This is a genomic window from Mangrovimonas spongiae, from assembly GCF_003944795.1.
GTDB lineage: Bacteria > Bacteroidota > Bacteroidia > Flavobacteriales > Flavobacteriaceae > Mangrovimonas > Mangrovimonas spongiae.
On the sequence record NZ_RWBG01000001.1, the window covers coordinates 848400 to 871227 of the forward strand.

The following is a 22828-nucleotide window of genomic DNA, read 5'->3' on the forward strand; positions in this document are numbered from 1 at the left end:
GTCTCTGTTACAGGCAAATATAAATATTTATTCGATAAAAGTTACGATTTAATCGATAAATTGCATATTAAGTCTAAAATTCTAGAAGAATAGCCTGTTTCGTTATCGTACCAACCAATAATTTTTACCATATTTCCAATTACCGATGTCATTTCAGCATCAAATATACAAGAATTCGTATTTCCCACAATATCAATAGATACGATTGGGTCTTCTGTATATTGCAGAATATGTTTGTAAGCATTTTCAGAAGCTTCTTTAAAAGCTTTATTTATCTCTTCGATACTTACGGTTCTTTTCACATTAAATGTAATATCGGTTAAAGAGCCATTAGGAACCGGAACACGAATACCACAGCCACCTATAACACTAGCTAATTCTGGAAATATTTTGGTTAAAGCTTTGGCTGCTCCAGTGGTTGTAGGTACAATAGATTGTCCTGCTGCTCTAGCACGACGAAGATCGCGATGCGGTTGATCGTGTAAACTTTGGTCGGTAGTATAGGAGTGTACCGTTGTAATATAGGCTTGGTCAATACCACATAAATCATTAATGATGTTAATCATTGGTGCGGCATTATTGGTTGTGCATGAGGCATTGGAAACCATGGTTTCGGTACCGTCTAGAATATTGTCATTTACACCAAGAACAACCATTTTAATATCATCGTCTGTTGGAGGAACGCTTAAAATAACTTGTTTAGCACCATTGTTTAAATGATGTTGTAAGCTAGATTTGTCTTTAAATTTACCTGTAGATTCTACAACAATATCAACATTGTTGGGCGCCCAATTTATTTTACGAGGATGATTGTGGCTTGATAATGGAATGGATATTCCATCCACTAAAATGGCATTTTTGGTATAAGAAACATCCATGTTTAAAACACCGTGAATACTATCGTATTTTAATAAATGGCTTAAAGTTTTAGCATCAGCTAAATCGTTTATAGCAACAATCTCTATAGCAGGATGGTTTAAGGCAAGTCTAAATAAGCGTCGACCAATTCTTCCAAATCCATTAATCCCAACCCGAATCATTAGTTGATGTGTTTTTGAGCTTTGTACGAAGATCTTACCAGAGCACTGCTTTCTACGTGACGGAAACCAAGCTCTAAACCAATCTCTTTATATTCTTGAAATTCATCAGGTAGAATAAAACGCTTAACCGGCAAATGTTTTTTACTTGGCTGTAAATATTGACCGATAGTAACAACATCCACATCGTTTTCTCTTAAATCGTGTAGCGTTTCAATAACTTCTTCGCGTTTTTCACCTAAACCTAACATAATACCAGATTTTGTACGACGTTGGCCTTGGCTTTTTAAGTATTTTAAGACACCTAAACTTCTATCGTATTTTGCTTGAATACGCACATCGCGAGTTAAACGACGAACAGTTTCAATATTATGAGACACCACTTCTGGAGCAACATTAATAACTCTATCTATATGGCGTTCTACCCCTTGAAAGTCTGGGATAAGAGTTTCTAAGGTGGTTTCTGGGTTCATACGGCGAACAGCTTTTACGGTTTCGGCCCACATAATGCTTCCCATATCTTTTAAATCATCACGGTCAACACTAGTTAAAACCGCGTGTTTTATTTTCATAATTTTTATAGAACGCGCTACTTTTTCTGGTTCATCCCAATCTACCGTTTCAGGTCTTCCCGTTTTTACACCGCAAAAGCCACAACTTCTTGTACATACATTTCCTAAAATCATAAACGTTGCAGTGCCTTCACCCCAACATTCACCCATATTTGGGCAGCTTCCCGAAGTGCAAATGGTGTTAAGGTTGTACTTGTCTACTAAACCACGTAGCTCTGTGTATTTTTTCCCCGTAGGAAGTTTTACGCGAAGCCATTTCGGCTTGCGTTCTTTTGGTAATATATTGGATGCAGTTTTTGTTTCCATAAACTAAATTCAGCCCACAAAGATACAAAGTATATCCTTAAAACTATGCTAAATGGTTGTTAAGTACCAAATACTAAAACCAATCAAAAATATGATGCTTAGCCAGCTAAACATATGCATTGTTTTTGAAGGTCGCCAAGCTTGTGGTGTGTGTTTGCTACTAATAACCTTGTAATTTAAAATAGCATAGAAAGGTGCTGTTAAAAACGATAATATTGTAGCGATTTCAATAAGTGTACCCATTTCAGAAAGAAATAAGAAGAAAATAGCTAAGGTGCCAATGGTTAACAATAATATCCAAAATAGATACCCTTTTTTGTGGTTCTTGTTAAAGAGTAGCGAGGTGGTTTTATCCATGGCTCTTGGTGAAGCGTCTAAGGTTGTTAAGGTGGTGCTAAACATGGTTGTAAAAGCGGCAATACCAATAAGCCAATACGCCCAATTACCAAGACTGTCTGTGTACATTGTGATGAGTTGATTGGAAAATACTGCTGCCGAACTACTAAAGCTTACGTTAGATTGATGCATAACTAAAGCACCTAAAGCAAGAAAACACAGCCCGATTACAATAGTGCTTAAAAAACCCACATTAAAATCGAATAATGCCGTTTTAGGCTCTAAAGAAGCATCTATTTTTTTCTTTTCTAGCGACCATAACGAATGCCATACCGAGATATCTAAAGGCGCTGGCATCCAACCCATAAAAGCGATTAAAAAAGCAATGCCAACCGTATCGTTAGGAATAATTTGAGAGAAAGACAGTATTTCGTTTGTGTTTGAAGTAGCCATTACAACTGCAGCTATGGTGCTTATGGTTAGAGTGATGACAATGACTTTCATTAAGTTGTCTAAAAATGCATATCGTCCTTTAAGCAAGATGCCCAAACAAATAGCAAGGATTATTAATGTCCAATATTCAATAGGCCAATCTATTCCAAACAACGTTTTTCCTAAGCCAGCGGTAACAATAGTAACTGCCGTTTGAATGGTAAACATTGTAGCGAATGTGATAATAAAATAAGCTATTAAAACACCATTACCTAATTTTTTGTAGCCGTCTAAAAGACTTTCTCCAGTTGCTGTTGCATAGCGCGGCCCAAATTGAAAAAACGGATATTTTATGATGTTTATTAATAGTAATGCCCAGATTAACCCAAAACCAAAGTCGGCACCAGCTCTTGTAGATTGTACCAAGTGCGATACGCCAATAGCGGCACCAGCAAACAGCAAACCAGGACCTAAAGATTTAAACCGAAGTATCATTTTTTCTTAATAATTTCAGCTAAAAGTTTTTTAGCCCGAAGCAGCTTTACTTTTACATTGTTGATGGGTTCGTCAAGTTCTTTGGAAATTTCCTTGTAGCTTAATTCTTGAAAATACCTAAGATTAATAACTTTCTGGTAATGTGGTTTTAGTTTTTTTATGTCGCGAAGTAACTTAGCTAAATTTTGCTCTTTGATAAGTTTATCTTCGGCTGTTGGAGACTCGTCGGCAACGGCAAAATACTCATCTTCTACATGTTTGTTTGCAGTGCTTTCAACAGAAGATTTTTGCTTTCTCAACAAATCAATATGAATGTTTTTTGAAATGGCAATTAGCCACGTCTTAAAAACATAATTATCATTATAGGTGTCTATTTTATCAAAAGCTTTTGAAAAGGTTTGAATGGTGATATCTTCGGCATCATTTTCATTTTGAGTGCGCTTTAATTGAAAGCCATAAACATCGTTCCAATAAGTGTCTAACAAGTAGTTAAATGCTATTTGGTCGTTCTTTTTTGCTTTTTCAATAGCGTCTTTTATTTCCAATGATGTGGTTTTGAGATAAGATTTTTTATAAAGATAACCATTTGCATACTAATTAAAAACAATTCTAGAACAGGTAGTATAGCTAGAAGCCCTTTCTCATCTAGCTTTTTAGATGTTTTTCCTAATATTAAATAGAGTGTCATTAACCTAAACATAACTAACGATAGGACAATAGGCCAATTAAAAGTTGTTAGTAATAAAGCAATGGCCAGTCCCCAAAATAAGAATTGCGATGCATAGAATGTAGATAGTAAAACCTTATGTTTTAATTTATAGCGATGTGCTGTGCTAATGTGTCGTCTTTTTTGTAAAACCCAATCTTTATAGGTGGTTTTTGGTAGCGATTCTGTAAAACTCGTTTTTGTTACGCAAATGGCTGTGTTTTTTCCAGAAGCAATTTCGTTTATAAACAAATCGTCATCGCCAGAATTAATATCAATATGATTCATAAATCCTCGTGCATCGTAAAAGGTTTCGCTTCGGTAGGCTAAATTCCTGCCAACAGCCATATAAGGTATACCAAGACTTGCATAAGAAAAATATTGCGTAGCGGTAAGTAAGGTTTCAAACCTAATTAGCATATTTAAAAAAGAGCCTTTTATACGTTTATAAGCGCCGTAGCCAATAACGATGGTTTTTGCATTGCTAAAATGCGAACTCATATCGCTTATCCATTTGTTGGATACAGGTTTGCAGTCGGCATCTGTAAAAAGTAATGTGTTGTTTTTTGCAGCTTTAATACCCAATGTTAAGGCGTATTTTTTGTTGGCCCAAAACGCTTCAATGTTTCTAACATTTACAATTTTAATGTTGTTGTATTGTTTTTCGAATTGTTCCATAACATCAAGGGTGTGATCTCTGGAACTATCATTAATTAAAATGACCTCGAAATTTGGGTAATCTTGCTCTAGGATTGAAGGAAGAAAATTTTGAAGGTTCTTTGCTTCGTTTTTGGCACAAATAATAACCGAAACAGGAGTGGTTTTTGGTTTTTTATGCTTAATTTTTTCAAAGGCAAACTTTGAAAAAATCCCTAAATAAAATACAGTTTGTATGCATACTACTACAATAAAACTGTAGAATACGATATCTATAAACTGCATTAAAGCCTATGAGTGTTGAGGTTCGTTACAAGAGTCGAATTGATCTGGAGTTTTTCCACAGAATCCACAAGCGTCACCATCTTTGTTAAGCATCGGGTTTTGGCTAGCACAAGTCCCAGCAAATTTACCATCTTTTTTTGCCCATATTTTAATGGCAATACCAGCAACTCCAAGCCCTAATAAAAGTAATGTAATTAATAAAAGTTTCATAAAAGAAATTTTAGGCAAAGGTACAATATTTACAGTTGAAAAACATAAATACATTAATAGTATTTATAAGTGTAGAAGGATTAAAGTGTGACTTATTGCAATATTCTGTATCTTAGAAGTATACAATCTTAACTTTTCACATTATGAAAAAATTATTAGCTGAATTTTTTGGAACCTTTTGGTTAGTTTTTGGTGGTTGCGGAAGTGCCATATTTGCAGCAGCTTTTCCAGAATTAGGCATTGGCTTTGCAGGAGTAGCATTGGCTTTTGGTTTAACAGTTTTAACTATGGCTTTTGCCGTTGGGCATATTTCTGGCGGACATTTTAATCCTGCAGTAAGTTTAGGACTTTGGGCTGGGGGTAGATTTCCTATGAAAGAACTACCAGGTTATATTATAGCACAATTAATTGGTGCTATTTTGGCCGCAAGTGCATTGTATCTTATTGTTTCTGGAGTAGATGGCTTTGAAAGTGTTGGTGGATTTGCTTCTAATGGCTATGGTGAGTTGTCGCCAGGAGGCTATTCGTTAACCTCTGCTTTTGTAGCTGAATTTATTTTAACAGCGTTCTTTTTACTTGTAATTTTAGGAAGTACAAGCGACAAGGCTCCAAAAGGATTTGCGCCAATTGCCATAGGATTAAGTCTAACCGTAATTCATTTGGTTTGTATTCCTGTTACAAATACTTCTGTAAATCCTGCAAGATCTACCAGTCAGGCGTTATTTGCAGAAGGTGCTTATTTAAGTCAAGTTTGGCTGTTTTGGTTAGCTCCCATTGCTGGTGCTATCGTAGCTGGAGTAATAGGAAAATTTCTTTATGGAAATAACGATTAGTTATAAAAAAAAGCTGAGTTTTTTTGACTCAGCTTTTTTGTATTATTTTTTCTGAAGTGAAATCTCGGCGACTTCATTTTCGACAGTAACATCGTTAGAATTTTCTTTGTCCTCTATGGTAATAGACAATCCTAAAGCATCTTCCATGTAGGGGATTGTTTTAAGTTTTCTATCGGCTTCATCTAAAATACCTAAGTTAACCATTCTGTCCTGTACTTCGGCCCAAATTTGATAGGTTTGGTTTTCTGGAAGTTTAGGTAGCGAAACTACATCAATCATCGATGTTTTTTCCTTAGGGTTAATGTAGGCTACTGTTTTTAAGTTTTTAGCTCTATCATTTCCACGCAACACATATTTTTCGGTGTCAGGGTTATTCAGTTTCATAAACTGACGCATTAAATCGTCTAACTTGCTATTGTTGTTTTCAATATCGTTACGTAAATCAAATATTTCATCAACAACTACTTGGTTTTCGTGTTTTAAAGCTTGATTTTGCTGATAAAGTGTGTAAGATAGTGTGGCAAAAGCAATAGTTGCAACACTGGCAGCTATAGAATATTGAAACCACTTTTTGGAGGGTTTCTTTTTAGTAGCTAAGGTTTTAACAGGCTTTGTGTCTAACTCATTTAAAACATTGTTTAAAATGGTTTTTGGTGCATCAACGGCATTGTACTTGGCCATAATTTCCAAGTTGTCTTGTAATGTGTTGTATGCTTGTTCTACTTCTGGATATTTCGAAATATAAGTTTCAACCATTTCTGTTTCGGCAGAAGTAGTGTCACCTAAAAGATATTTTTCTAATAGGTCAGAATTTAAAAAAGTAGTTATTTTATCATTCATGACGCTTTTTATTCTGGATCGTAAATTTTTCTTAATTCACGAAGTCCAATTTTTAATCTTGATTTTATAGTACCCAACGGAATGTCTAGTTCGTCGCTGGCTTCTTGCTGTGTCATCCCTTCAAAAAACAAGGCTTCAAGTACAATTTGATACTTTTTGTCCAAGGTTTTTAAATGGGTTTTTAGGTCCATAACATCTTGATTTATACTCTTGGATGTCAATTTATATACGTTTGAAACCTCAATTTGGATCTCTTTACTTTGTTTATTTGCTTTCGAACGTATTTTATCTATGGCTGTATTGTAGGTAATTCTATATAACCAAGTAAATAATTTAGCTTTTTTAGGGTTGTAGGATTGGGGCTTTCTCCAAACTTTTATTAAGCTTTCTTGAAGGACATCTTGGGCAAGGTCTTCGTCTTTTAGTACTTTCATGGCGACCCCCAGAAGTGCATCGGCGTAGTTTTCGTATAATAACGTGATGGCTCTTTTGTCGCTTTGTGCTAAAAGGTCAATAATTTCTTTTTCTATTGAAGTCCTCAAATGGTTAACTGTTTCGTTTAAGTTAGAAAGCCAAAGTTATATATTTTTAAATAATATTGACTTCAGTTTCAATATCAATATTAAAAATTCGTTTAACGGTTTTTTGAATTAACCTTGCAAGATGTAATATGTCTTTTCCATTTGCATTACCATAATTAACAAGAACCAGGGCTTGTTTTTTATGTACACCGTAGTTGCCAAAGGTTTTTCCTTTAAAGCCGGACTGCTCGATTAACCAACCGGCAGGGATTTTAATTTCATTTTCAGAAATTTTGTAAAAAGGTACGTTTGGAAAGTTGTTTTGTAAGGTGTTAAAATGTGGTTTTGTAATAATAGGATTTTTAAAAAAACTACCACTATTACCAATTTCTTTAGGGTTTGGTAATTTACTTTCTCGAATAGCAATAACAGCTTTCGAAACATGAGATATTGTAGGTTTTTTTACATCCATTTTCTCTAGTTGAGCTGTAATAGCGCCATAGCCTGTATGAAGGTTGTGTTTGCTTTTCGTTAACGAGAAACAAACGCTAGTAATAATATATTTTCCTTTGGCATTTTGTTTGAAAACAGATTCGCGATACCCAAAATTGCAATCTGATTTTGAGAAAGTAACCATTTTTTGTGTGGCTATTTCTATAGCATTACAAGACACAAAAACGTCTTTTAGTTCTACACCATAAGCGCCGATGTTTTGTATTGGAGCGGTGCCTACATTACCTGGGATTAGAGATAGATTTTCAATTCCACCAAAGTTATTTTTTAAGCACCAAAGTACAAACTCATGCCAGTTTTCTCCTGCATGAGCTTGTATGGTGACGTGTGTGTCGTTTTCTGAAATAACTTCAATACCTTTTATATTAATGTGTAAAACTAAAGCGTCTATATCTTTGGTGAGTAGCATGTTGCTGCCGCCACCAAGAATAAAGAGCTTTTCTTTTGGAAATTTGTTTAAGGCTGTTTTTAAATCATCAATAGTATTGATTTCTAAAAACGTTTTAGCTTTTACATCAATGCCAAAAGTATTGTAGGGCTTAAGAGATATGTTTTCTCTAATGTCCATTAAGATTTTTTATAAACTTTTAGGGCTTCACTTAAAATATGAACGGCTTTAATTAAGCTTTCTTTTTTTAATACGTAAGCAATTCTAATTTGGTTTTTTCCAACGCCTTTTGTTGAGTAAAAACCTGCTGCTGGAGCAACCATAACTGTTTCACCGTCAATATCAAAATGTTCTAAAAGCCATTGTGCAAAGTGATCGGCATCTTCAATGGGAAGTTCTGCAATACAGTAAAAAGCACCTTTAGGCTTAGCAACTTGAACACCATCTATTTTTTCTAATTCTCGGATTAGTGTGTTGCGTCTATCTACATATTCTTCAATAACATTATCAAAGTAGCTTTGTGGGGTTTGCAGTGCAGCTTCACTAGCAATTTGGGCTAATGTTGGAGGGCTTAACCTTGCTTGGGCAAATTTTAATGCCGTAGAAATAATCTCTTTATTTCTAGAGACCAAACAGCCTATTCTAGCACCGCACATACTGTATCTTTTAGAAACAGAATCTATCATAATAGCATGATCTTTAATGCTGTCCTCTTGCATGATAGAGTAGTGTTCGTAACCATCATAAATAAACTCACGATATACTTCATCTGCGATTAAAAATAAATCGTGTTTTTTTACTAATGCAGCTAATTTTTGTATTTCTTCTTTTGAATAAAGGTATCCGGTAGGGTTTCCAGGATTACAAATAAGAATAGCTTTGGTTTTAGGAGTAATAAGTTGCTCGAACTCTTCAATTGGAGGCAATGCGAAGTTATCTTCAATTTTAGAGATTACTGGAACAATGTTTACGCCAGAGGCTGTAGAAAACCCATTGTAGTTGGCGTAAAATGGTTCTGGAATTATTACTTCATCATCAACATCCATAATGCTTCCAAAAGCGAATAATAGGGCTTCGCTACCCCCAGTTGTTACAATAATATCATCTTTATCAACTTCAATATTTTGATTGTGGTAATAGTTCGCAATTTTTGTACGATAGCCATCGGAACCTTCAGACCTGGTATAGGCTAAAATATCTAAGGAGTGAACTTTTACAGCATCAAGTGCTATTTCTGGTGTTTTTATGTCGGGCTGCCCAATGTTTAAGTGGTAAACAGTTTTACCTTCTTGATAAGCTTTTTCTGCATAAGGCACCAATTTTCTAATTGGCGATTGCGGCATATCTTGCCCTTTTTTTGATATTGTTGGCATGTCTTTTTATTTGTCTGCAAATGTCTGAAAATTATCTTAAAGTTTTTTTAAAAAGGACTGTTAAAAAGCCATCTTAATGTAAAGATTTGTAACTTGATATAGTATTGATTATTAGTTTTTTGTGAGAAGTGTTTTAATGATACTATTTTTTTTGATAGGTGTGAGCGTAAACGTTCATGCACAAGATGGTTTTGTTATGAATGGAAAACGCTCAAAAAAGATCCATTTTAAGCTAATTAATAATCTTATTGTTGTTCCAGTAGAAGTTAATGGTGTAGAATTATCTTTTTTATTAGATACAGGCGTTAATAAGTCGATTGTTTTTAATTTTTTGAATTTAAAAGATTCACTTCAAATTAAAGAATCGGAAAAAATATTTTTACGAGGCTTAGGAGAAGGGCTACAAGTAGAAGCTTTAAGGTCTCAAGGAAATGTGATAAGAATTGGCGAAACGGTTAATTTAAATCAAGAATTATTTATTGTTTACGACACCAATTTAAGTTTTGCGCCACGTTTGGGGGTAGCCGTTCACGGTATTATAGGATACGATTTTTTTAAGAATTTTATAGTAGAGATTAATTATAGCAGATCTTTTTTAAGGGTATATAATCCTAATTTGTATTCTCCAAAAGTATGCCGAAATTGTAAAGAGCTAGATGTAACTTTTTATAAAAACAAACCGTATCTAAAAGCACAGGTTACTATTTTAGGTGAAAAAATACCGGTTAATTTACTTATTGATTCTGGTGGAAGCGATGCCTTGTGGTTATTTAAAGAAGATAGTTTGGGGATTGTGCCTAACGACATGTTTTTTAAAGACTTTTTAGGTTATGGGTTAAACGGAAGTGTTTATGGTAAGCGTTCCAAGGTTGATGCTTTCTCTGTAGCAGGATTTCAATTTAAAAATACCAATGTGTCTTTCCCAGATTCTTTGTCTATATCTAATGCTAGGCAATATAAAGATAGAAACGGCAGTGTTGCTGGTAATGTTTTAAAACGTTTTAATATGTTTATCGATTATCCTAATGAAAGATTAATCCTAAAAAAGAACAAATATTTTAATGAAGATTTTAGGTATAACAGAGCTGGATTAGAGATAGAACAAAACGGGATGATGCTTGTTGTAGAAGAACAACTTAGTCTAAGAAGTGGTCAATTAATAAAGTTTGGAAATCAAACTATAACAACCAATCCTGAATATAAGATAGGCTTAAAACCGGCTTTTGAAGTCGTAGAGCTTAGAAAAGGTTCACCAGCTGAAAGTGCAGGCGTAATTTTAGGAGATATTATTTTAGAAATTAATGGAAAATCTGCTGGAAAACTATCGTTACAACGAATTGTAAAACAGTTTTATGGTAATTCAGGGAAAGTAATAAAACTGCTTTTAGATAGAGATGGAAAAACTATTGAAGTCACTTTTAAATTAGAAAGTATGTTTGATTAAAAAAAAAGCCCTGAATAATTCAGGGCTTTTACATTTTTATTTTTCCATCACACTTTTCTGTTTCTTTTCCAGAACACTTGTTTTATTAGGATCAATAACTTCTCCTTTAATTTTAAGTGCAACAGTAGGCGTTTCTGCGTTAGATGTTACTGTAATGGTTTTTCTAATCGGCATCACACGATTAGTGTCATATTTTACTTTTATTTCGCCTGTTTTTCCAGGTAAAATAGGCCCTTTAGGTTTTTCCGGAACAGTACAACCACAACTAGACTTTACATTAGAAATTACTAATGGCGCATTTCCTGTATTTGTAAATTCAAAAACACGAACACCATCAGCACCTTTTTTAATTGTGCCATAGTCAATAACATCGGTTTTAAACTCGATTTTAGCAACTTTATCTTGTGCTGTAGCAGTAAAGCTTAATAAGCCAATAAATAATATTGTAATTAAATTTTTCATAATATTTATATTTAATTGAACGGTAAACTTACTTACTTTTCAGTCCTCATGCAAAAAAAATAGACGTAATGCATGTTAAAAAAAGCTAATCACTCAAGTATCAACTCCTAAATCTTTTTACAGAAACCAAATTATAAGTACTTTTGCACATTGTATTTCAAAAACTATTCCAAAGTATGAGTATTCCATCAAAATATGATGCTAATCAAGTAGAAAGTAAATGGTATGATTACTGGATGAAACATGAGTATTTTCATTCAACACCAGATAAACGTGAGCCATATACCATTGTAATTCCGCCTCCAAACGTAACAGGGGTTTTACATATGGGACATATGCTAAACAACACCATTCAAGATGTGTTAATTCGTCGTGCACGTTTACAAGGGAAAAATGCATGTTGGGTGCCAGGTACAGATCATGCCTCGATAGCTACTGAGGCTAAAGTTGTAGCAAAACTTAAGGAACAAGGCGTTGATAAAAACGATTTAACCCGCGATGAGTTTTTAAAGCACGCTTGGGATTGGACACATGAATATGGTGGCGTTATTTTAGATCAATTAAAAAAGCTAGGCTGTTCTTGCGATTGGGATAGAACGAAGTTTACAATGGATGACGATATGTCGGAAAGTGTAACCAAAGTATTCATCGATTTATATAATAAAGGCTTAATATATCGAGGTTACCGCATGGTAAACTGGGATCCTGAAGCCAAAACAACCTTGTCCGACGAAGAGGTGATTTATGAAGAAAAACAAGGTCTTCTTTATTATTTAAAATATAAAATTGAAGGTAGTGATGAGACTGTAACTATTGCAACCACACGTCCTGAAACCATTTTAGGCGATACCGCTATTTGTATTAACCCTAATGATGAGCGTTTTACTCACTTAAAAGGTAAAAAAGCCATTGTACCGCTGTGCGATCGTGTTATCCCTATTATTGAAGATGAGTACGTAGATCTTGAATTTGGTACAGGATGTTTAAAAGTTACGCCCGCTCATGATGAGAATGATAAAATGTTAGGCGATAAACATAATCTTGAGGTCGTTGATATTTTTAATGACGATGCTACGCTGAATAGTTTTGGATTGCATTATGAAGGTAAAGATCGTTTTGTTGTACGTAAAGAAATTTCAAAAGAATTAGAAGAAAAAGGGTTTTTGGTAAAAACAGAAACTCATATTAATAAAGTAGGAACTTCCGAAAGAACCAAAGCCGTTATCGAGCCACGATTAAGCGACCAGTGGTTCTTAAAAATGGAAGACCTAGTAAAACCAGCTATTAAAGCGGTTTTAGAAACCGAAGAGGTTAAATTATTCCCTAAAAAGTTCGAAAACACCTATCGCCATTGGATGGAAAACATTCGCGATTGGAATATTTCACGACAATTATATTGGGGACATCAAATACCAGCTTTCTATTACGGCGACGGTAAAGACGATTTTGTTGTTGCTGAAAGTATTGAAGAAGCTCATAGTTTAATCGAAGAAAAAGGCATTATAATAGATCGCGAAGATATACGTCAAGATCAGGATGCTTTAGACACATGGTTCTCATCTTGGTTATGGCCAATGAGTGTGTTCGATGGCATTCGCAACCCAGAAAATGACGAGTTTAAATACTATTATCCAACCAACGACTTGGTAACTGGACCAGATATTCTGTTCTTTTGGGTAGCACGAATGATTATTGCAGGTTACGAATATACAGGCGAGCGCCCATTCGAAAACGTGTATTTAACAGGACTGGTACGCGATAAGCAACGCCGTAAAATGAGTAAATCGTTAGGTAACTCGCCAGATGCTTTAAAACTTATTGAAGAATTTGGCGCCGATGGTGTTCGTGTAGGTTTATTATTAAGTTCAGCGGCAGGTAACGATTTATTGTTCGACGAAGGGTTATGCCAACAAGGTAAAAACTTTGGAAACAAAATTTGGAATGCCTTTAGGTTAATCAATGGTTGGGAAGTAAGCGAAACAATCGAACAGCCAGAATCTAGTAAAATAGCTATCGAGTGGTTCGAAAACAAGTTTCAGCAAACCTTAGCCGAGATTGAAGATCATTTCTCAAAATACCGCTTAAGTGATGCCTTAATGGCAACGTACAAGCTAATTTGGGACGATTTTTGTTCGTGGCTATTAGAGATGATAAAACCATCATACGGCGAGCCAATCGATGAAAAAACATTACAACAAGTTATTGCGCTTTTCGAAGATAACTTACGCATTCTGCATCCGTTTATGCCATTTTTAACCGAAGAAATTTGGCAATTTATTTCAGAAAGAACTCCAGAAGAAGCTTTAATTGTAGCTCAATGGCCAAAATCAAAATCAATAAATGAAAGTTTAATTTCAGAATTTGAAATCGCTCAAGACGTCGTATCTGGAATTCGAACTATTCGTAAAGAAAAAAATATAGCCTTTAAAGATGCGATTGCTTTTTCAGTTATAAACAATGAAAACGTTAAACCAACATTCGATACTGTAATTAAAAAGTTAGGAAATTTAGAAGCTATTAATTACGTTACAGAAGCTGTCGAAGGTGCATTGACTTTTAGAGTAAAGTCCAACGAGTATTTTATTCCTATGGCTGGCGCGATTGATGTGGAAGCTGAAATAGAAAAACTTACCGAAGAGTTAAACTATACCGAAGGCTTTTTAAAATCTGTTCAGAAAAAACTATCCAACGAGCGTTTTGTAAATAATGCTCCAGAGCAAGTGGTAGCCAACGAAAAGAAAAAAGAAGCTGATGCTTTGGCAAAAATTGAAACGCTAAAAGCAAGTTTAACATCGTTAAAATAATATGAGTAAACGAACCATATATTCCATAGTCGCTATTGTTATTGTGTGTGGGATATATGTGTTCGAAACTTACCTTAATACTAAAGAGCAAGATGCTATTATTAGTAAGGGAAAGATAGAAAAAGATCTTACTAATTTATTTTTTTTACCAACAAGTACAACCGGGCAAATAGTACATCATGATGGCTATTCGTTATCATATAGCGAACCTCATGAACAACCAGAATGGGTAGCTTACGAGCTTAAAGAAAGCCAGTTGGTAAATACCAATTTTAAACGGCCTTATTTTGAAATTGACGACGCTGTAAAAACAGGCGCAGCTCATTGGAGTAATTATAAAAAATCTGGTTATGATCGTGGACATTTATGTCCTGCCGCCGATAGAGAATTTAACTACGATTTGTATGTAGAAACCTTTCTAACAAGTAATATTTCACCACAAAAACATGATTTTAACTCTGGAGTTTGGAATAGATTAGAACAAAAAATACGGTATTGGGCAAAACGCTATGATGGCGTTTATGTTATTACGGGTGGTGTTTTAAAAGGAAATATGAAAGTGATTGGAGACGAACGTGTTTCGGTGCCTAACCAATTTTATAAAATTGTGATGGATTATAATGATGGTAATCCTAAGGCTTTGGCTTTTTTAATGCCTCATCACAATTCTGCTAAACCGTTGTATCATTTTGTGGTGTCTATCGATTCGCTTGAAAATTTAACAGGAATTGACTTTTTCTCAGAATTAGACGATGTTTTAGAAAATAAACTAGAAGCTTCCAGCAGTTATAAGAATTGGCATTTTTAGTCTCAGTTTTCAGTCTACAGTCGCAGTTTTCAGTTATAAAAAATGAATTTAAAATTGTCACGTCACTGCGAATGAAATGAAGCAGTCTCAATCTTCTAATGCTAAGTATTTAGAAGCAGTTTCGTTTTTTTAGAATTATCACAGTTTTTTGGACGTTTTATGTTGTGTCAGGTCGAGAACTAATAATCATTTTCCAAGCATACCTCTCCAGCGTAAATTCCTAATAAATTTGCCTTCCTCTTTAGTCACAATAAATGGTATTTTGTTTTGTTTTGCTGTGTGAAACCCTAAAAGGTAGTTTTTAAAGGTGTTAAAGCTACGTTTTTTGTATCCCATTTTTAAAGCAGCAATACAGGTGATTATAAACCCATAACGCATTTTATATAAAGCTTCGCCTTGCAAGTGTTTTGAGGTTTCGTTGTAAGTGTTTCCTGTAGGTTTTAAGTGTTTAACGTGTAGCAACTTATCTACAACTACTTCCCAACCATGATATTTAGCGAGCAATGTATCTACGGTATCCCAACCAATCGATTTTTTTAATCCGCCAATAGCTTTAAAACAAGCTTTACGATAGGCTTTAAAAGGGCCGCGTACATGTGTTTTTTTGGCAATATTTTCGTAAACCCAAGCATTATTCTTTTTTATGTAAGCCAATCCGCCAACAATTCCTGCTTTTTGGTTTTCTGTGAAAATTTCGGATAGTCGTTCTAGGTAGTTAGGAGGTAAAATAATATCGGCATCGAACTTGCAAATCACATCGTAATTGTCGTCTAAAGTTTCAAAACCTTTATAAAAAGCATTAATAACTTTAGAACCGGGAATATGTTGGTTGGTCGATGTGGTATTGATTGACGATATCCAATCGTGTTTTTTTGTGAAAGTTTCTACAATGTTTTGCGTATTGTCGGTCGAGTTATCGTTAACCACCACTAAGCGCCTAGGTAGTTTTGTTTGACAGACTACAGATGAAAGCATTTCTGATATAAATCGTGCTTCGTTATGCGCTGGTATGACAATGTAGAAATTCATATGTTAAAATTTCAATACTAAAATATCGAATTTTAATTCTTAACTCTTTCAGCGTACACAATATAATATCGTGGTGTAAACCAACGCAAAATAGGGCGGATGCCAATTTTTTTGGTTGGGTTAGTCCACTTTTTACGGTCAATTATTTTCCAGCCAGCTTTTTCTAATAACCAATCAAACTGCCAGTCTTCAAACTCATGAAAATGTCGGTCACGTATATCTGTTTTACTCCTGTAGGCTGAAGCAAACCATAACCGCATAGGAATGCTAGCGACTAATTTGTTTGCTTTAATCGATTTTAAAACTGTGTATGGCGATAATAAATGCTCGAAAATTTCAAATGCAGTTATTACATCGGCTTCCGATTTTTCAATGGTTGAGGTGTTTTCATCCAAATCTTCTCCTTGAGTGTTTTTAACTTTAAAGCCTTCAGAAGTCATAATTTTAGAAAACGGATTCTCAACACCTAAATCTAAAATAGATTCGTTGATTGAAATGTGTTTTTTTAAAAATGAAAGTGTGTGTTTATAGCGTTTATTCGGAAAGTTATTCTCGTACATGTTGTTAATATCTGTAAGTAATGGCGTTTATGTGCATGCCTGCACCAACACTTGCAAATATAATAACATCGCCTTTTGAAAGAGAATGGTTTTCTAATTTATTGTGTTTTACCAAATCAAACAATGTAGGAACAGTAGCAACAGAGCTATTACCAAGCTTATGAATACTCATTGGAGTGACATGTTCTGGTTCTGGTGTCCGATAAAGGCGGTAAAAGCGTTTAATAATGGCTTCGTCCATTTTTTCGTTAGCTTGATGGATAAATATTTTCTTAACGTCTTTTATATCAACGCCACTATTATCTAAGCAAGTTTTCATAGCTTTAGGAACTTGATTTAAAGCAAACTCATAAATTTTGCGTCCTTGCATTTTAATAAATCGGGTATCCGAAGGTAATTCTTGGTTGTTAGATTTTCCAAAGTACAAGTAATATGCTTCGTCGTAGGTGTAACTTGCTGTTTCGTGGGCTAAAATACCGCTATCGTTATTAGTTTGTTCGATAACTGTTGCACCGGCACCATCGGAAAAAATCATAGAATCACGGTCGTATTTATCTACTACTCGCGATAGCGTTTCGGTACCTACAACCAAACATTTTTTAGCCATACCTGCTTTTATAAAGGCTTGGGCTTGTATAACGCCTTCTACCCAACCAGGACAACCAAAAAGGATGTCATAAGCCACACATTTAGGGTTTTTTATACGAAGTGAATGTTTAATTCTTGCAGCTAAGCCAGGTAAAATATCACTTTGTATTGTATTGTGTTTTACATCGCCAAAATTATGAGCAACTATAATGTAGTCTAGTGTTTCTGGGTCGATATTGGCATCGTTTATAGCTTTTTCAGCAGCAAATGCTCCAATGTCAGAAGAAGAAAGGTGGTCTTGAACATATCTGCGTTCTGAAATTCCAGTAATGGCTTCAAATTTTTCAACAATAACTTCGTTTGTTGAATTTATTGTTGAACCATCTGTATTTAAGAAGGTGTGATTGTTAAAACTATTGTTTTTTTCAATAGTTTCTGGAATGTAGCTTCCAGTTCCTGTTATAGTAATGCCCATAAAAAAGTTCGCTTTTAATCATTGCAATGTAACTAATATAATTACCAATAATTAAAAGCGAACTATAAATTATAAAACTTTTACGATGTTCAAACTGTTAAATTAGGCTTCCATATAGTCTTCAATAGGCGCGCAAGTACAGATTAAGTTACGGTCTCCGTAAGCATCATTAACACGACGTACTGATGGCCAAAATTTATTGTCTTTAACATAATTTAACGGGTAAGCAGCTTTTTCTCTACTATAAGGAAAGTGCCATTCTTCTGCAGTTAACATTTCTAATGTATGTGGTGCATTTTTAAGCACATTGTTAGTGTCTTCTTTCGATGTTATATCTATTTCTTCTTTAATAGAAATCATAGCATCGCAGAAACGGTCTAACTCTTCTTTACTTTCACTTTCTGTAGGTTCAATCATTAAGGTTCCTGCAACTGGGAAAGATACCGTTGGTGCATGAAAACCATAATCAATTAAACGTTTAGCAATATCGGTAACTTCTATACCGTTGGCTTTAAATGGTCGACAATCCACAATCATTTCGTGTGCAGCGCGTCCCATTTCACCAGAATATAATGTTTCAAAGTGTCCTTGAAGACGCTCTTTCATATAGTTGGCATTTAAGATAGCAGCTTTGGTAGCGTCTGTAACCCCTTTGGTTCCTAGCATTTTAATATAGCCATACGATATTAAGCATACTAAAGCAGATCCGTAAGGTGCGGCAGAAATAGCATCGATAGCTTGGTCGCCGCCAGTTTTTACAATAGGATTTCCAGGTAAAAATGGCACTAATTGTTTCGCAACACAAATAGGGCCAACACCAGGTCCACCGCCACCATGAGGAATGGCAAATGTTTTATGTAAGTTTAAGTGACAAACATCGGCACCAATTTTCCCTGGATTAGTTAGTCCTACTTGGGCATTCATATTGGCACCATCCATGTAAACTTGTCCGCCGTTATCATGAATAATCTGTGTGATTTCTTTTATAGCCGATTCGTAAACACCATGTGTTGATGGATAAGTGACCATTAAACAAGATAGGTTGTCTTTGTGTAGTTCGGCTTTTTCGCGTAAGTCATCTACATCTATATTACCTTTTTCTGTAGATTTTGTTACCACCACTTTCATGCCTGCCATAACTGCAGATGCTGGGTTTGTTCCGTGAGCTGAAGCTGGAATTAAGCAAATATTCCTATGTCCTTCACCGCGTGATTCGTGGTATGCCTTAATAACCATTAATCCTGCAAATTCACCTTGTGCACCAGAGTTTGGTTGTAATGATGTTGCAGCAAAACCAGTAATTTCAGTTAATTGGTCTTCTAATTCTTTTAAAACGGTTAGGTAACCTTTGGCTTGTTTTGCAGGAACAAAAGGATGTACGTTTGCCCACTTAAAAATACTTAAAGGAAGCATTTCAGCAGCGGCATTTAATTTCATAGTACAAGAACCTAACGAAATCATCGAGTGGTTTAATGACAAATCTTTGCGTTCTAATTTCTTGATATAACGCATCAACTCGGTTTCAGAGTGGTATTTGTTGAAAACCTCTTCGGTTAAAAATGTTGTTTTCCTTTGTAAGTTTTCTGAAATAGCGTTTTCTTGAGGAATATCGTCTATAGTGAATGCTTCTTTGTTAGCAATTTCAGAAAAGACTAAGATTAAATAATTTAAATCGCGAACAGTAGTAGTTTCGTTAATAGAAATAGTTACTGTTTCCTCATCTGGATAGTGGAAATTAACTTTCATTTTCTTAGCTAATTTCTTCACTTTTTTGGCTTTTGTCTTTATTTGAAGCGTATCGAAAAACTCGGTGTTTACTTGCTTAAACCCTAGTTGCTTTAAGGCATTAGATAGCAATACTGTAGCGCTGTGTACGCGGTTAGCAATAAACTCAAGTCCTTTTGGTCCGTGATAAACAGCGTACATTCCAGCCATAACAGCTAAAAGTACTTGGGCGGTACAAATGTTTGATGTAGCGCGATCGCGTTTTATATGTTGCTCGCGTGTTTGTAAAGCCATACGCAAAGCACGATTGCCATCCATATCTTTAGTTACACCAATTATTCGGCCTGGAATTTCACGTTTATAAGCTTCTTTTGTTGCAAAATAAGCAGCGTGAGGTCCGCCGTAACCCATAGGGATACCAAAACGTTGTGTGGTTCCAATAACTACATCGGCACCAAATTTTCCTGGAGCTTCTAGTTTAACTAAGCTTAAAATATCGGCAGCAACAGCTACTTTTATATTGTTGGTGTTAGCCTTTTCTATGAATGATTTTATATCGGTTACTTGACCGTATTTTCCAGGGTATTGAAGTATAGCTCCAAAGAATTCAGAAGAAAAATTAAAATCATGTTCTTTTCCTATAACTAATTCAATACCTATAGGTAGCGCTCTAGATTTAAGAAGGGAAAGGGTTTGTGGCAAAATGTCTTCGGAAACAAAAAACTTGTTAATGCCAGCTTTTTTTTGTGCTCTTTCTCGAACAGCAAATAATAAACTCATGGCCTCAGCAGCAGCTGTACTTTCATCTAAAAGCGAGGCGTTAGCGAGTTCCATTCCTGTAAGATCGGCAATCATGGTTTGGAAGTTTAAAAGAGCTTCCAAGCGTCCTTGGGCAATTTCGGCTTGATAAGGTGTGTAAGCCGTGTACCAACCTGGATTTTCCAAAATGTTACGTTGAATAACAGCAGGTAAAATGGTTGGGTGATAGCCTAAACCAATATAGGTTTTATAAACTTTGTTCTTTTTTGATAAGTTATGAATATGAACCAGATATTCTTGTTCGCTCATGGCTTCGTCAAGATTAAGAGGTTCTTCAAGTTTTATACCATCTGGAAGAGTTTCAAAAATAAGTTGTTCTAGAGAGTCTACACCAATGGTGTTTAACATCTCTTTTTGTTCCTGTTGATCTGGGCCAATATGGCGCAGTGCAAAAGACGTTGTATTCATTAAAATTATAGTTGCGTTTAAAGCTGCAAAATTACGGAATAATTCAGGGTTTTTTGTTAAAGAGAACTAAAGTTTTTAACCAAAAATAGTGGTTATTAACACATTGCTTATTTTTGTGGTATGCAGTTGGCAAAAAATCTTTTTAACTTTTATCTTAATAGTAGTATTCACGTGGCTTTAAGTGTGTTGGCGTTGTCGTGGATTACGACTATTGAATTTGATTTCTCCTTTGATAAAAATGTGATGAGCTTTATTTTTTTTGCGTCGATTACAGGCTATAATTTTGTGAAGTATTTTGGGTTAGCAAAATTTCATCATAGAAGTTTGGCAAAATGGCTTAGAGTCATACAGGTTTTTTCGTTGTTGTGCTTTGTAGCCATGATTGTTTTTTTCTTTACATTAAAGCAAAGTACATGGTGGTATATTTTAGGAATGGCTGCGGTTACTTTTTTATATGCGATACCTTTTATACCTCGAAAATATGTGTTTGATTCTCATAATAATTTGCGAGATATTGGTGGTATAAAAGTTTATATTATAGCTTTTGTTTGGGCTATTGTAACGGTATGCTTGCCTTTAGTGAACGGTGGTTATGAGGTGAGTTTTGATGTGTTAATTACGGTATTGCAACGGTTTGTGTTTGTGTTGGTGCTTATGTTGCCTTTTGAAATTAGAGATTTACAATATGATAGTTTAAAATTGGCAACTATTCCGCAGAAAATAGGTGTAAAGCGAACAAAAATTTTAGGAAGTTTAGGGTTAGTTGTGTTTTGTTTGCTGGAATTAATGAAAGATGATGTTCAAAGAGGTTTTTTAACATCTACAGTTGTTATTTCAATTATAATACTGTTGTTTTTATGGTTTTCAACACAAAAGCAAAAGGTTTATTATTGTGCGTTTTGGGTAGAGGCTATTCCTATATTTTGGTTACTGTTATTGCTGCTTTTTTAATTCCTGTTTAAACTGTTTTTGTAAGTGTTGTTTTTCAGAATTATTTAAACAGTTAATATTTGAGCTTTTAATTGTATGGGTAAGTTTTTTATTTCTCTTAATGTAAGAGCGTGTAACTTTACACCACAAATATCTGACGTTTAATTTCATTTTTTCTAGAATAGAGGCTTCTTTGTATTGTGCCTTGTCGCAAATATGCTTTGCTTCGTCACAAGAAATAAATAAAAAAGACTTTTTTTGCTTCATAATTTAAAACCAAGTTTTTTCCATACAATCTGCCATAGCATTTCTAGCTCTATGGATAATTACCCAAAGGTTAGACGCAGTAATATTTAATTCATTACAAATAGTCTCGGTATCAAGACCTTCAATTGTTTTCATTCTAAAAACGCTAGCTTGTTTTTCGGGAAGTTTGTCTAAGCATTTAAAAATGGCATCACCTAATTCGTCGTTTTCTAAATCATCTTCAGCAGTTTTGTCGTAAGGATCGGCAACTTGTTCTTCTAACCAGTCACCATCATTGTCTTCTGCATTATAACTCATTCTTACTTCTGCTTGCCCTTTTTTAGAATTTATTTTACGGTAATAGTCAATTATTTTTCGTTTTAAAATAGCAATAAGCCACGTACGTTCGCTGGCATTGCCTTTAAAGTTTTTCATAGATTTTAATGCCGCAAAAAACGTGTCTTGAACTAAATCCTTAGCCATTTCACGGTCGTTAACACGTGAAATAGTGTAGTTAAAAAGATAATCGGAGTATTTGTTTATCCAATTATCAGGATTTAGTTTGTGGGTTGGCATTTTCTTTTTCAAGGGTTTACTCAAAGTTAGGTAAAAAAATTAGTTCTATAACTTATTCATGTAATATGTTAGTAAGAAGGTAAAGCTAAAATATAACCACAATAATGAAAACAAGATATGAATTACGGTTTCAAATATTTTGCCTTTCCATAATTTAGGAGAATACACAAAGAATTGAAACAATAGTCTGAAACTCCAAAATACACCTAGTCCTAATGTTGTTTTTTTACCTAATAAAGTTTCGGTTAGTTCTACTGAAGAAGTAATGCATAGCAATCCCATTAAGCCAACTGTAATTGCAATAAAGAATGTATGAATTCGCATCATTTGATTATTAATTAAACTCAAATGTTTTAGTTCTTTATTCCACTTAAAATACTTTGGGAAAGCAATGTGGATACATGCTAGTACTAGTAAAAGATAGCCCGCTATTTTTATATGAATTATCAT

The 22828-nt window shown here is 34.6% G+C and carries 22 protein-coding genes; 5 read left to right on the forward strand and 17 right to left on the reverse strand.

Annotated elements, in window-relative coordinates; all coding sequences use genetic code 11:
- Positions 1-41 precede the first annotated feature (41 nt).
- The 6 genes from gap to EJA19_RS03905 are packed head-to-tail and all read right to left on the reverse strand — an operon-like array spanning position 42 to position 5036.
- Entirely contained in the window at positions 42-1040 is a 999-nt protein-coding gene (gap, locus tag EJA19_RS03880) for a type I glyceraldehyde-3-phosphate dehydrogenase (RefSeq protein ID WP_125467017.1), read from the reverse strand.
- Entirely contained in the window at positions 1040-1915 is an 876-nt protein-coding gene (lipA, locus tag EJA19_RS03885; protein ID WP_125467018.1) for a lipoyl synthase, read from the reverse strand. The genes gap and lipA overlap by 1 nt, the downstream gene beginning before the upstream one ends.
- A gap of 48 nt (positions 1916-1963) precedes the next feature.
- Positions 1964-3178: an Nramp family divalent metal transporter gene (locus EJA19_RS03890; RefSeq protein WP_125467019.1), complete on the reverse strand. Its 1215-nt coding sequence runs from the start codon at positions 3176-3178 to the stop codon at positions 1964-1966.
- Entirely contained in the window at positions 3175-3723 is a 549-nt protein-coding gene (locus tag EJA19_RS03895; RefSeq protein WP_125467020.1) for an RNA polymerase sigma factor, read from the reverse strand. Before EJA19_RS03895 ends, EJA19_RS03890 begins: the two co-directional genes overlap by 4 nt.
- Positions 3714-4826 (reverse strand): glycosyltransferase, encoded by a 1113-nt coding sequence (locus EJA19_RS03900; RefSeq protein WP_125467021.1) that lies wholly within the window; start codon positions 4824-4826, stop codon positions 3714-3716. Before EJA19_RS03900 ends, EJA19_RS03895 begins: the two co-directional genes overlap by 10 nt.
- 6 nt (positions 4827-4832) lie before the next feature.
- Positions 4833-5036, reverse strand: a complete 204-nt coding sequence (locus tag EJA19_RS03905) for a membrane or secreted protein (protein WP_125467022.1) — start codon at positions 5034-5036, stop codon at positions 4833-4835.
- 143 nt (positions 5037-5179) lie between these two features.
- On the opposite strand from EJA19_RS03905, the gene aqpZ reads away from it, so the two are divergent.
- Positions 5180-5869: an aquaporin Z gene (gene aqpZ / locus EJA19_RS03910; RefSeq protein ID WP_125467023.1), complete on the forward strand. Its 690-nt coding sequence runs from the start codon at positions 5180-5182 to the stop codon at positions 5867-5869.
- A 42-nt stretch (positions 5870-5911) separates the two neighbouring features.
- Here aqpZ and EJA19_RS03915 read toward each other — a convergent pair whose 3' ends face one another.
- From EJA19_RS03915 to EJA19_RS03930, 4 genes are read right to left on the reverse strand one after another with little or no spacing between them, the layout of a single operon-like run.
- Positions 5912-6709, reverse strand: coding sequence for an anti-sigma factor (locus EJA19_RS03915; protein WP_125467024.1), 798 nt, complete (start codon positions 6707-6709; stop codon positions 5912-5914).
- Between the two features lie 8 nt (positions 6710-6717).
- Positions 6718-7251, reverse strand: a complete 534-nt coding sequence (locus EJA19_RS03920) for an RNA polymerase sigma factor (RefSeq protein ID WP_125467025.1) — start codon at positions 7249-7251, stop codon at positions 6718-6720.
- A 46-nt stretch (positions 7252-7297) separates the two neighbouring features.
- A complete protein-coding gene (gene murB / locus EJA19_RS03925) occupies positions 7298-8311 on the reverse strand; it encodes a UDP-N-acetylmuramate dehydrogenase (protein ID WP_125467026.1) in 1014 nt (337 codons plus the stop codon).
- Positions 8311-9504 (reverse strand): pyridoxal phosphate-dependent aminotransferase, encoded by a 1194-nt coding sequence (locus tag EJA19_RS03930; protein ID WP_125467027.1) that lies wholly within the window; start codon positions 9502-9504, stop codon positions 8311-8313. Before EJA19_RS03930 ends, murB begins: the two co-directional genes overlap by 1 nt.
- Positions 9505-9640: 136 nt before the next feature.
- Here EJA19_RS03930 and EJA19_RS03935 point away from each other — a divergent pair, with 136 nt between their 5' ends.
- Positions 9641-10948 (forward strand): aspartyl protease family protein, encoded by a 1308-nt coding sequence (locus EJA19_RS03935; RefSeq protein ID WP_125467028.1) that lies wholly within the window; start codon positions 9641-9643, stop codon positions 10946-10948.
- Positions 10949-10984: 36 nt separating this feature from the next.
- On the opposite strand, the gene EJA19_RS03940 is transcribed toward EJA19_RS03935, so the two are convergent.
- Positions 10985-11410: a DUF1573 domain-containing protein gene (locus EJA19_RS03940; protein WP_125467029.1), complete on the reverse strand. Its 426-nt coding sequence runs from the start codon at positions 11408-11410 to the stop codon at positions 10985-10987.
- A gap of 176 nt (positions 11411-11586) precedes the next feature.
- Between EJA19_RS03940 and EJA19_RS03945 the strand changes: the two genes are divergently transcribed.
- A complete protein-coding gene (locus EJA19_RS03945; protein ID WP_125467030.1) occupies positions 11587-14214 on the forward strand; it encodes a valine--tRNA ligase in 2628 nt (875 codons plus the stop codon).
- A 1-nt stretch (position 14215) separates the two neighbouring features.
- A complete protein-coding gene (locus tag EJA19_RS03950) occupies positions 14216-15022 on the forward strand; it encodes a DNA/RNA non-specific endonuclease (protein WP_125467031.1) in 807 nt (268 codons plus the stop codon).
- A 186-nt stretch (positions 15023-15208) separates the two neighbouring features.
- On the opposite strand, the gene EJA19_RS03955 is transcribed toward EJA19_RS03950, so the two are convergent.
- The 4 genes from EJA19_RS03955 to gcvP form a co-directional block, all read right to left on the reverse strand.
- Positions 15209-16051 (reverse strand): glycosyltransferase family 2 protein, encoded by an 843-nt coding sequence (locus EJA19_RS03955; protein WP_125467032.1) that lies wholly within the window; start codon positions 16049-16051, stop codon positions 15209-15211.
- A 32-nt stretch (positions 16052-16083) separates the two neighbouring features.
- On the reverse strand, positions 16084-16611 hold the full coding sequence (locus EJA19_RS03960; RefSeq protein WP_125467033.1) for a class I SAM-dependent methyltransferase: 528 nt from the start codon (positions 16609-16611) through the stop codon (positions 16084-16086).
- A 4-nt stretch (positions 16612-16615) separates the two neighbouring features.
- Positions 16616-17674: a 3-oxoacyl-ACP synthase III family protein gene (locus EJA19_RS03965; RefSeq protein ID WP_125467034.1), complete on the reverse strand. Its 1059-nt coding sequence runs from the start codon at positions 17672-17674 to the stop codon at positions 16616-16618.
- A gap of 102 nt (positions 17675-17776) precedes the next feature.
- Positions 17777-20626, reverse strand: a complete 2850-nt coding sequence (gene gcvP / locus EJA19_RS03970) for an aminomethyl-transferring glycine dehydrogenase (RefSeq protein ID WP_125467035.1) — start codon at positions 20624-20626, stop codon at positions 17777-17779.
- Positions 20627-20746: 120 nt separating this feature from the next.
- Here gcvP and EJA19_RS03975 point away from each other — a divergent pair, with 120 nt between their 5' ends.
- Positions 20747-21577: a UbiA prenyltransferase family protein gene (locus EJA19_RS03975; RefSeq protein WP_125467036.1), complete on the forward strand. Its 831-nt coding sequence runs from the start codon at positions 20747-20749 to the stop codon at positions 21575-21577.
- A 249-nt stretch (positions 21578-21826) separates the two neighbouring features.
- Here EJA19_RS03975 and EJA19_RS03985 read toward each other — a convergent pair whose 3' ends face one another.
- Both EJA19_RS03985 and EJA19_RS03990 read right to left on the reverse strand, forming a co-directional pair.
- Positions 21827-22378 (reverse strand): sigma-70 family RNA polymerase sigma factor, encoded by a 552-nt coding sequence (locus EJA19_RS03985; protein WP_125467038.1) that lies wholly within the window; start codon positions 22376-22378, stop codon positions 21827-21829.
- Between the two features lie 45 nt (positions 22379-22423).
- Positions 22424-22828 (reverse strand): hypothetical protein, encoded by a 405-nt coding sequence (locus EJA19_RS03990; protein ID WP_125467039.1) that lies wholly within the window; start codon positions 22826-22828, stop codon positions 22424-22426.

Excerpts from the sequence above, each read along its gene's own strand:
- gap (WP_125467017.1), bottom strand. The coding sequence starts at position 1,040 with ATGATTCGGGTTGGGATTAATGGATTTGGAAGAATTGGTCGACGCTTA.
- gcvP (WP_125467035.1), bottom strand. The coding sequence starts at position 20,626 with ATGAATACAACGTCTTTTGCACTGCGCCATATTGGCCCAGATCAACAG.
- EJA19_RS03935 (WP_125467028.1), top strand. The coding sequence starts at position 9,641 with ATGATACTATTTTTTTTGATAGGTGTGAGCGTAAACGTTCATGCACAA.
- murB (WP_125467026.1), bottom strand. The coding sequence starts at position 8,311 with ATGGACATTAGAGAAAACATATCTCTTAAGCCCTACAATACTTTTGGC.
- EJA19_RS03985 (WP_125467038.1), bottom strand. The coding sequence starts at position 22,378 with ATGCCAACCCACAAACTAAATCCTGATAATTGGATAAACAAATACTCC.
- EJA19_RS03950 (WP_125467031.1), top strand. The coding sequence starts at position 14,216 with ATGAGTAAACGAACCATATATTCCATAGTCGCTATTGTTATTGTGTGT.
- EJA19_RS03940 (WP_125467029.1), bottom strand. The coding sequence starts at position 11,410 with ATGAAAAATTTAATTACAATATTATTTATTGGCTTATTAAGCTTTACT.
- lipA (WP_125467018.1), bottom strand. The coding sequence starts at position 1,915 with ATGGAAACAAAAACTGCATCCAATATATTACCAAAAGAACGCAAGCCG.
- EJA19_RS03965 (WP_125467034.1), bottom strand. The coding sequence starts at position 17,674 with ATGGGCATTACTATAACAGGAACTGGAAGCTACATTCCAGAAACTATT.
- EJA19_RS03900 (WP_125467021.1), bottom strand. The coding sequence starts at position 4,826 with ATGCAGTTTATAGATATCGTATTCTACAGTTTTATTGTAGTAGTATGC.
- EJA19_RS03975 (WP_125467036.1), top strand. The coding sequence starts at position 20,747 with ATGCAGTTGGCAAAAAATCTTTTTAACTTTTATCTTAATAGTAGTATT.
- EJA19_RS03890 (WP_125467019.1), bottom strand. The coding sequence starts at position 3,178 with ATGATACTTCGGTTTAAATCTTTAGGTCCTGGTTTGCTGTTTGCTGGT.
- EJA19_RS03905 (WP_125467022.1), bottom strand. The coding sequence starts at position 5,036 with ATGAAACTTTTATTAATTACATTACTTTTATTAGGGCTTGGAGTTGCT.
- aqpZ (WP_125467023.1), top strand. The coding sequence starts at position 5,180 with ATGAAAAAATTATTAGCTGAATTTTTTGGAACCTTTTGGTTAGTTTTT.
- EJA19_RS03915 (WP_125467024.1), bottom strand. The coding sequence starts at position 6,709 with ATGAATGATAAAATAACTACTTTTTTAAATTCTGACCTATTAGAAAAA.
- EJA19_RS03990 (WP_125467039.1), bottom strand. The coding sequence starts at position 22,828 with ATGATAATTCATATAAAAATAGCGGGCTATCTTTTACTAGTACTAGCA.
- EJA19_RS03930 (WP_125467027.1), bottom strand. The coding sequence starts at position 9,504 with ATGCCAACAATATCAAAAAAAGGGCAAGATATGCCGCAATCGCCAATT.
- EJA19_RS03945 (WP_125467030.1), top strand. The coding sequence starts at position 11,587 with ATGAGTATTCCATCAAAATATGATGCTAATCAAGTAGAAAGTAAATGG.
- EJA19_RS03955 (WP_125467032.1), bottom strand. The coding sequence starts at position 16,051 with ATGAATTTCTACATTGTCATACCAGCGCATAACGAAGCACGATTTATA.
- EJA19_RS03960 (WP_125467033.1), bottom strand. The coding sequence starts at position 16,611 with ATGTACGAGAATAACTTTCCGAATAAACGCTATAAACACACACTTTCA.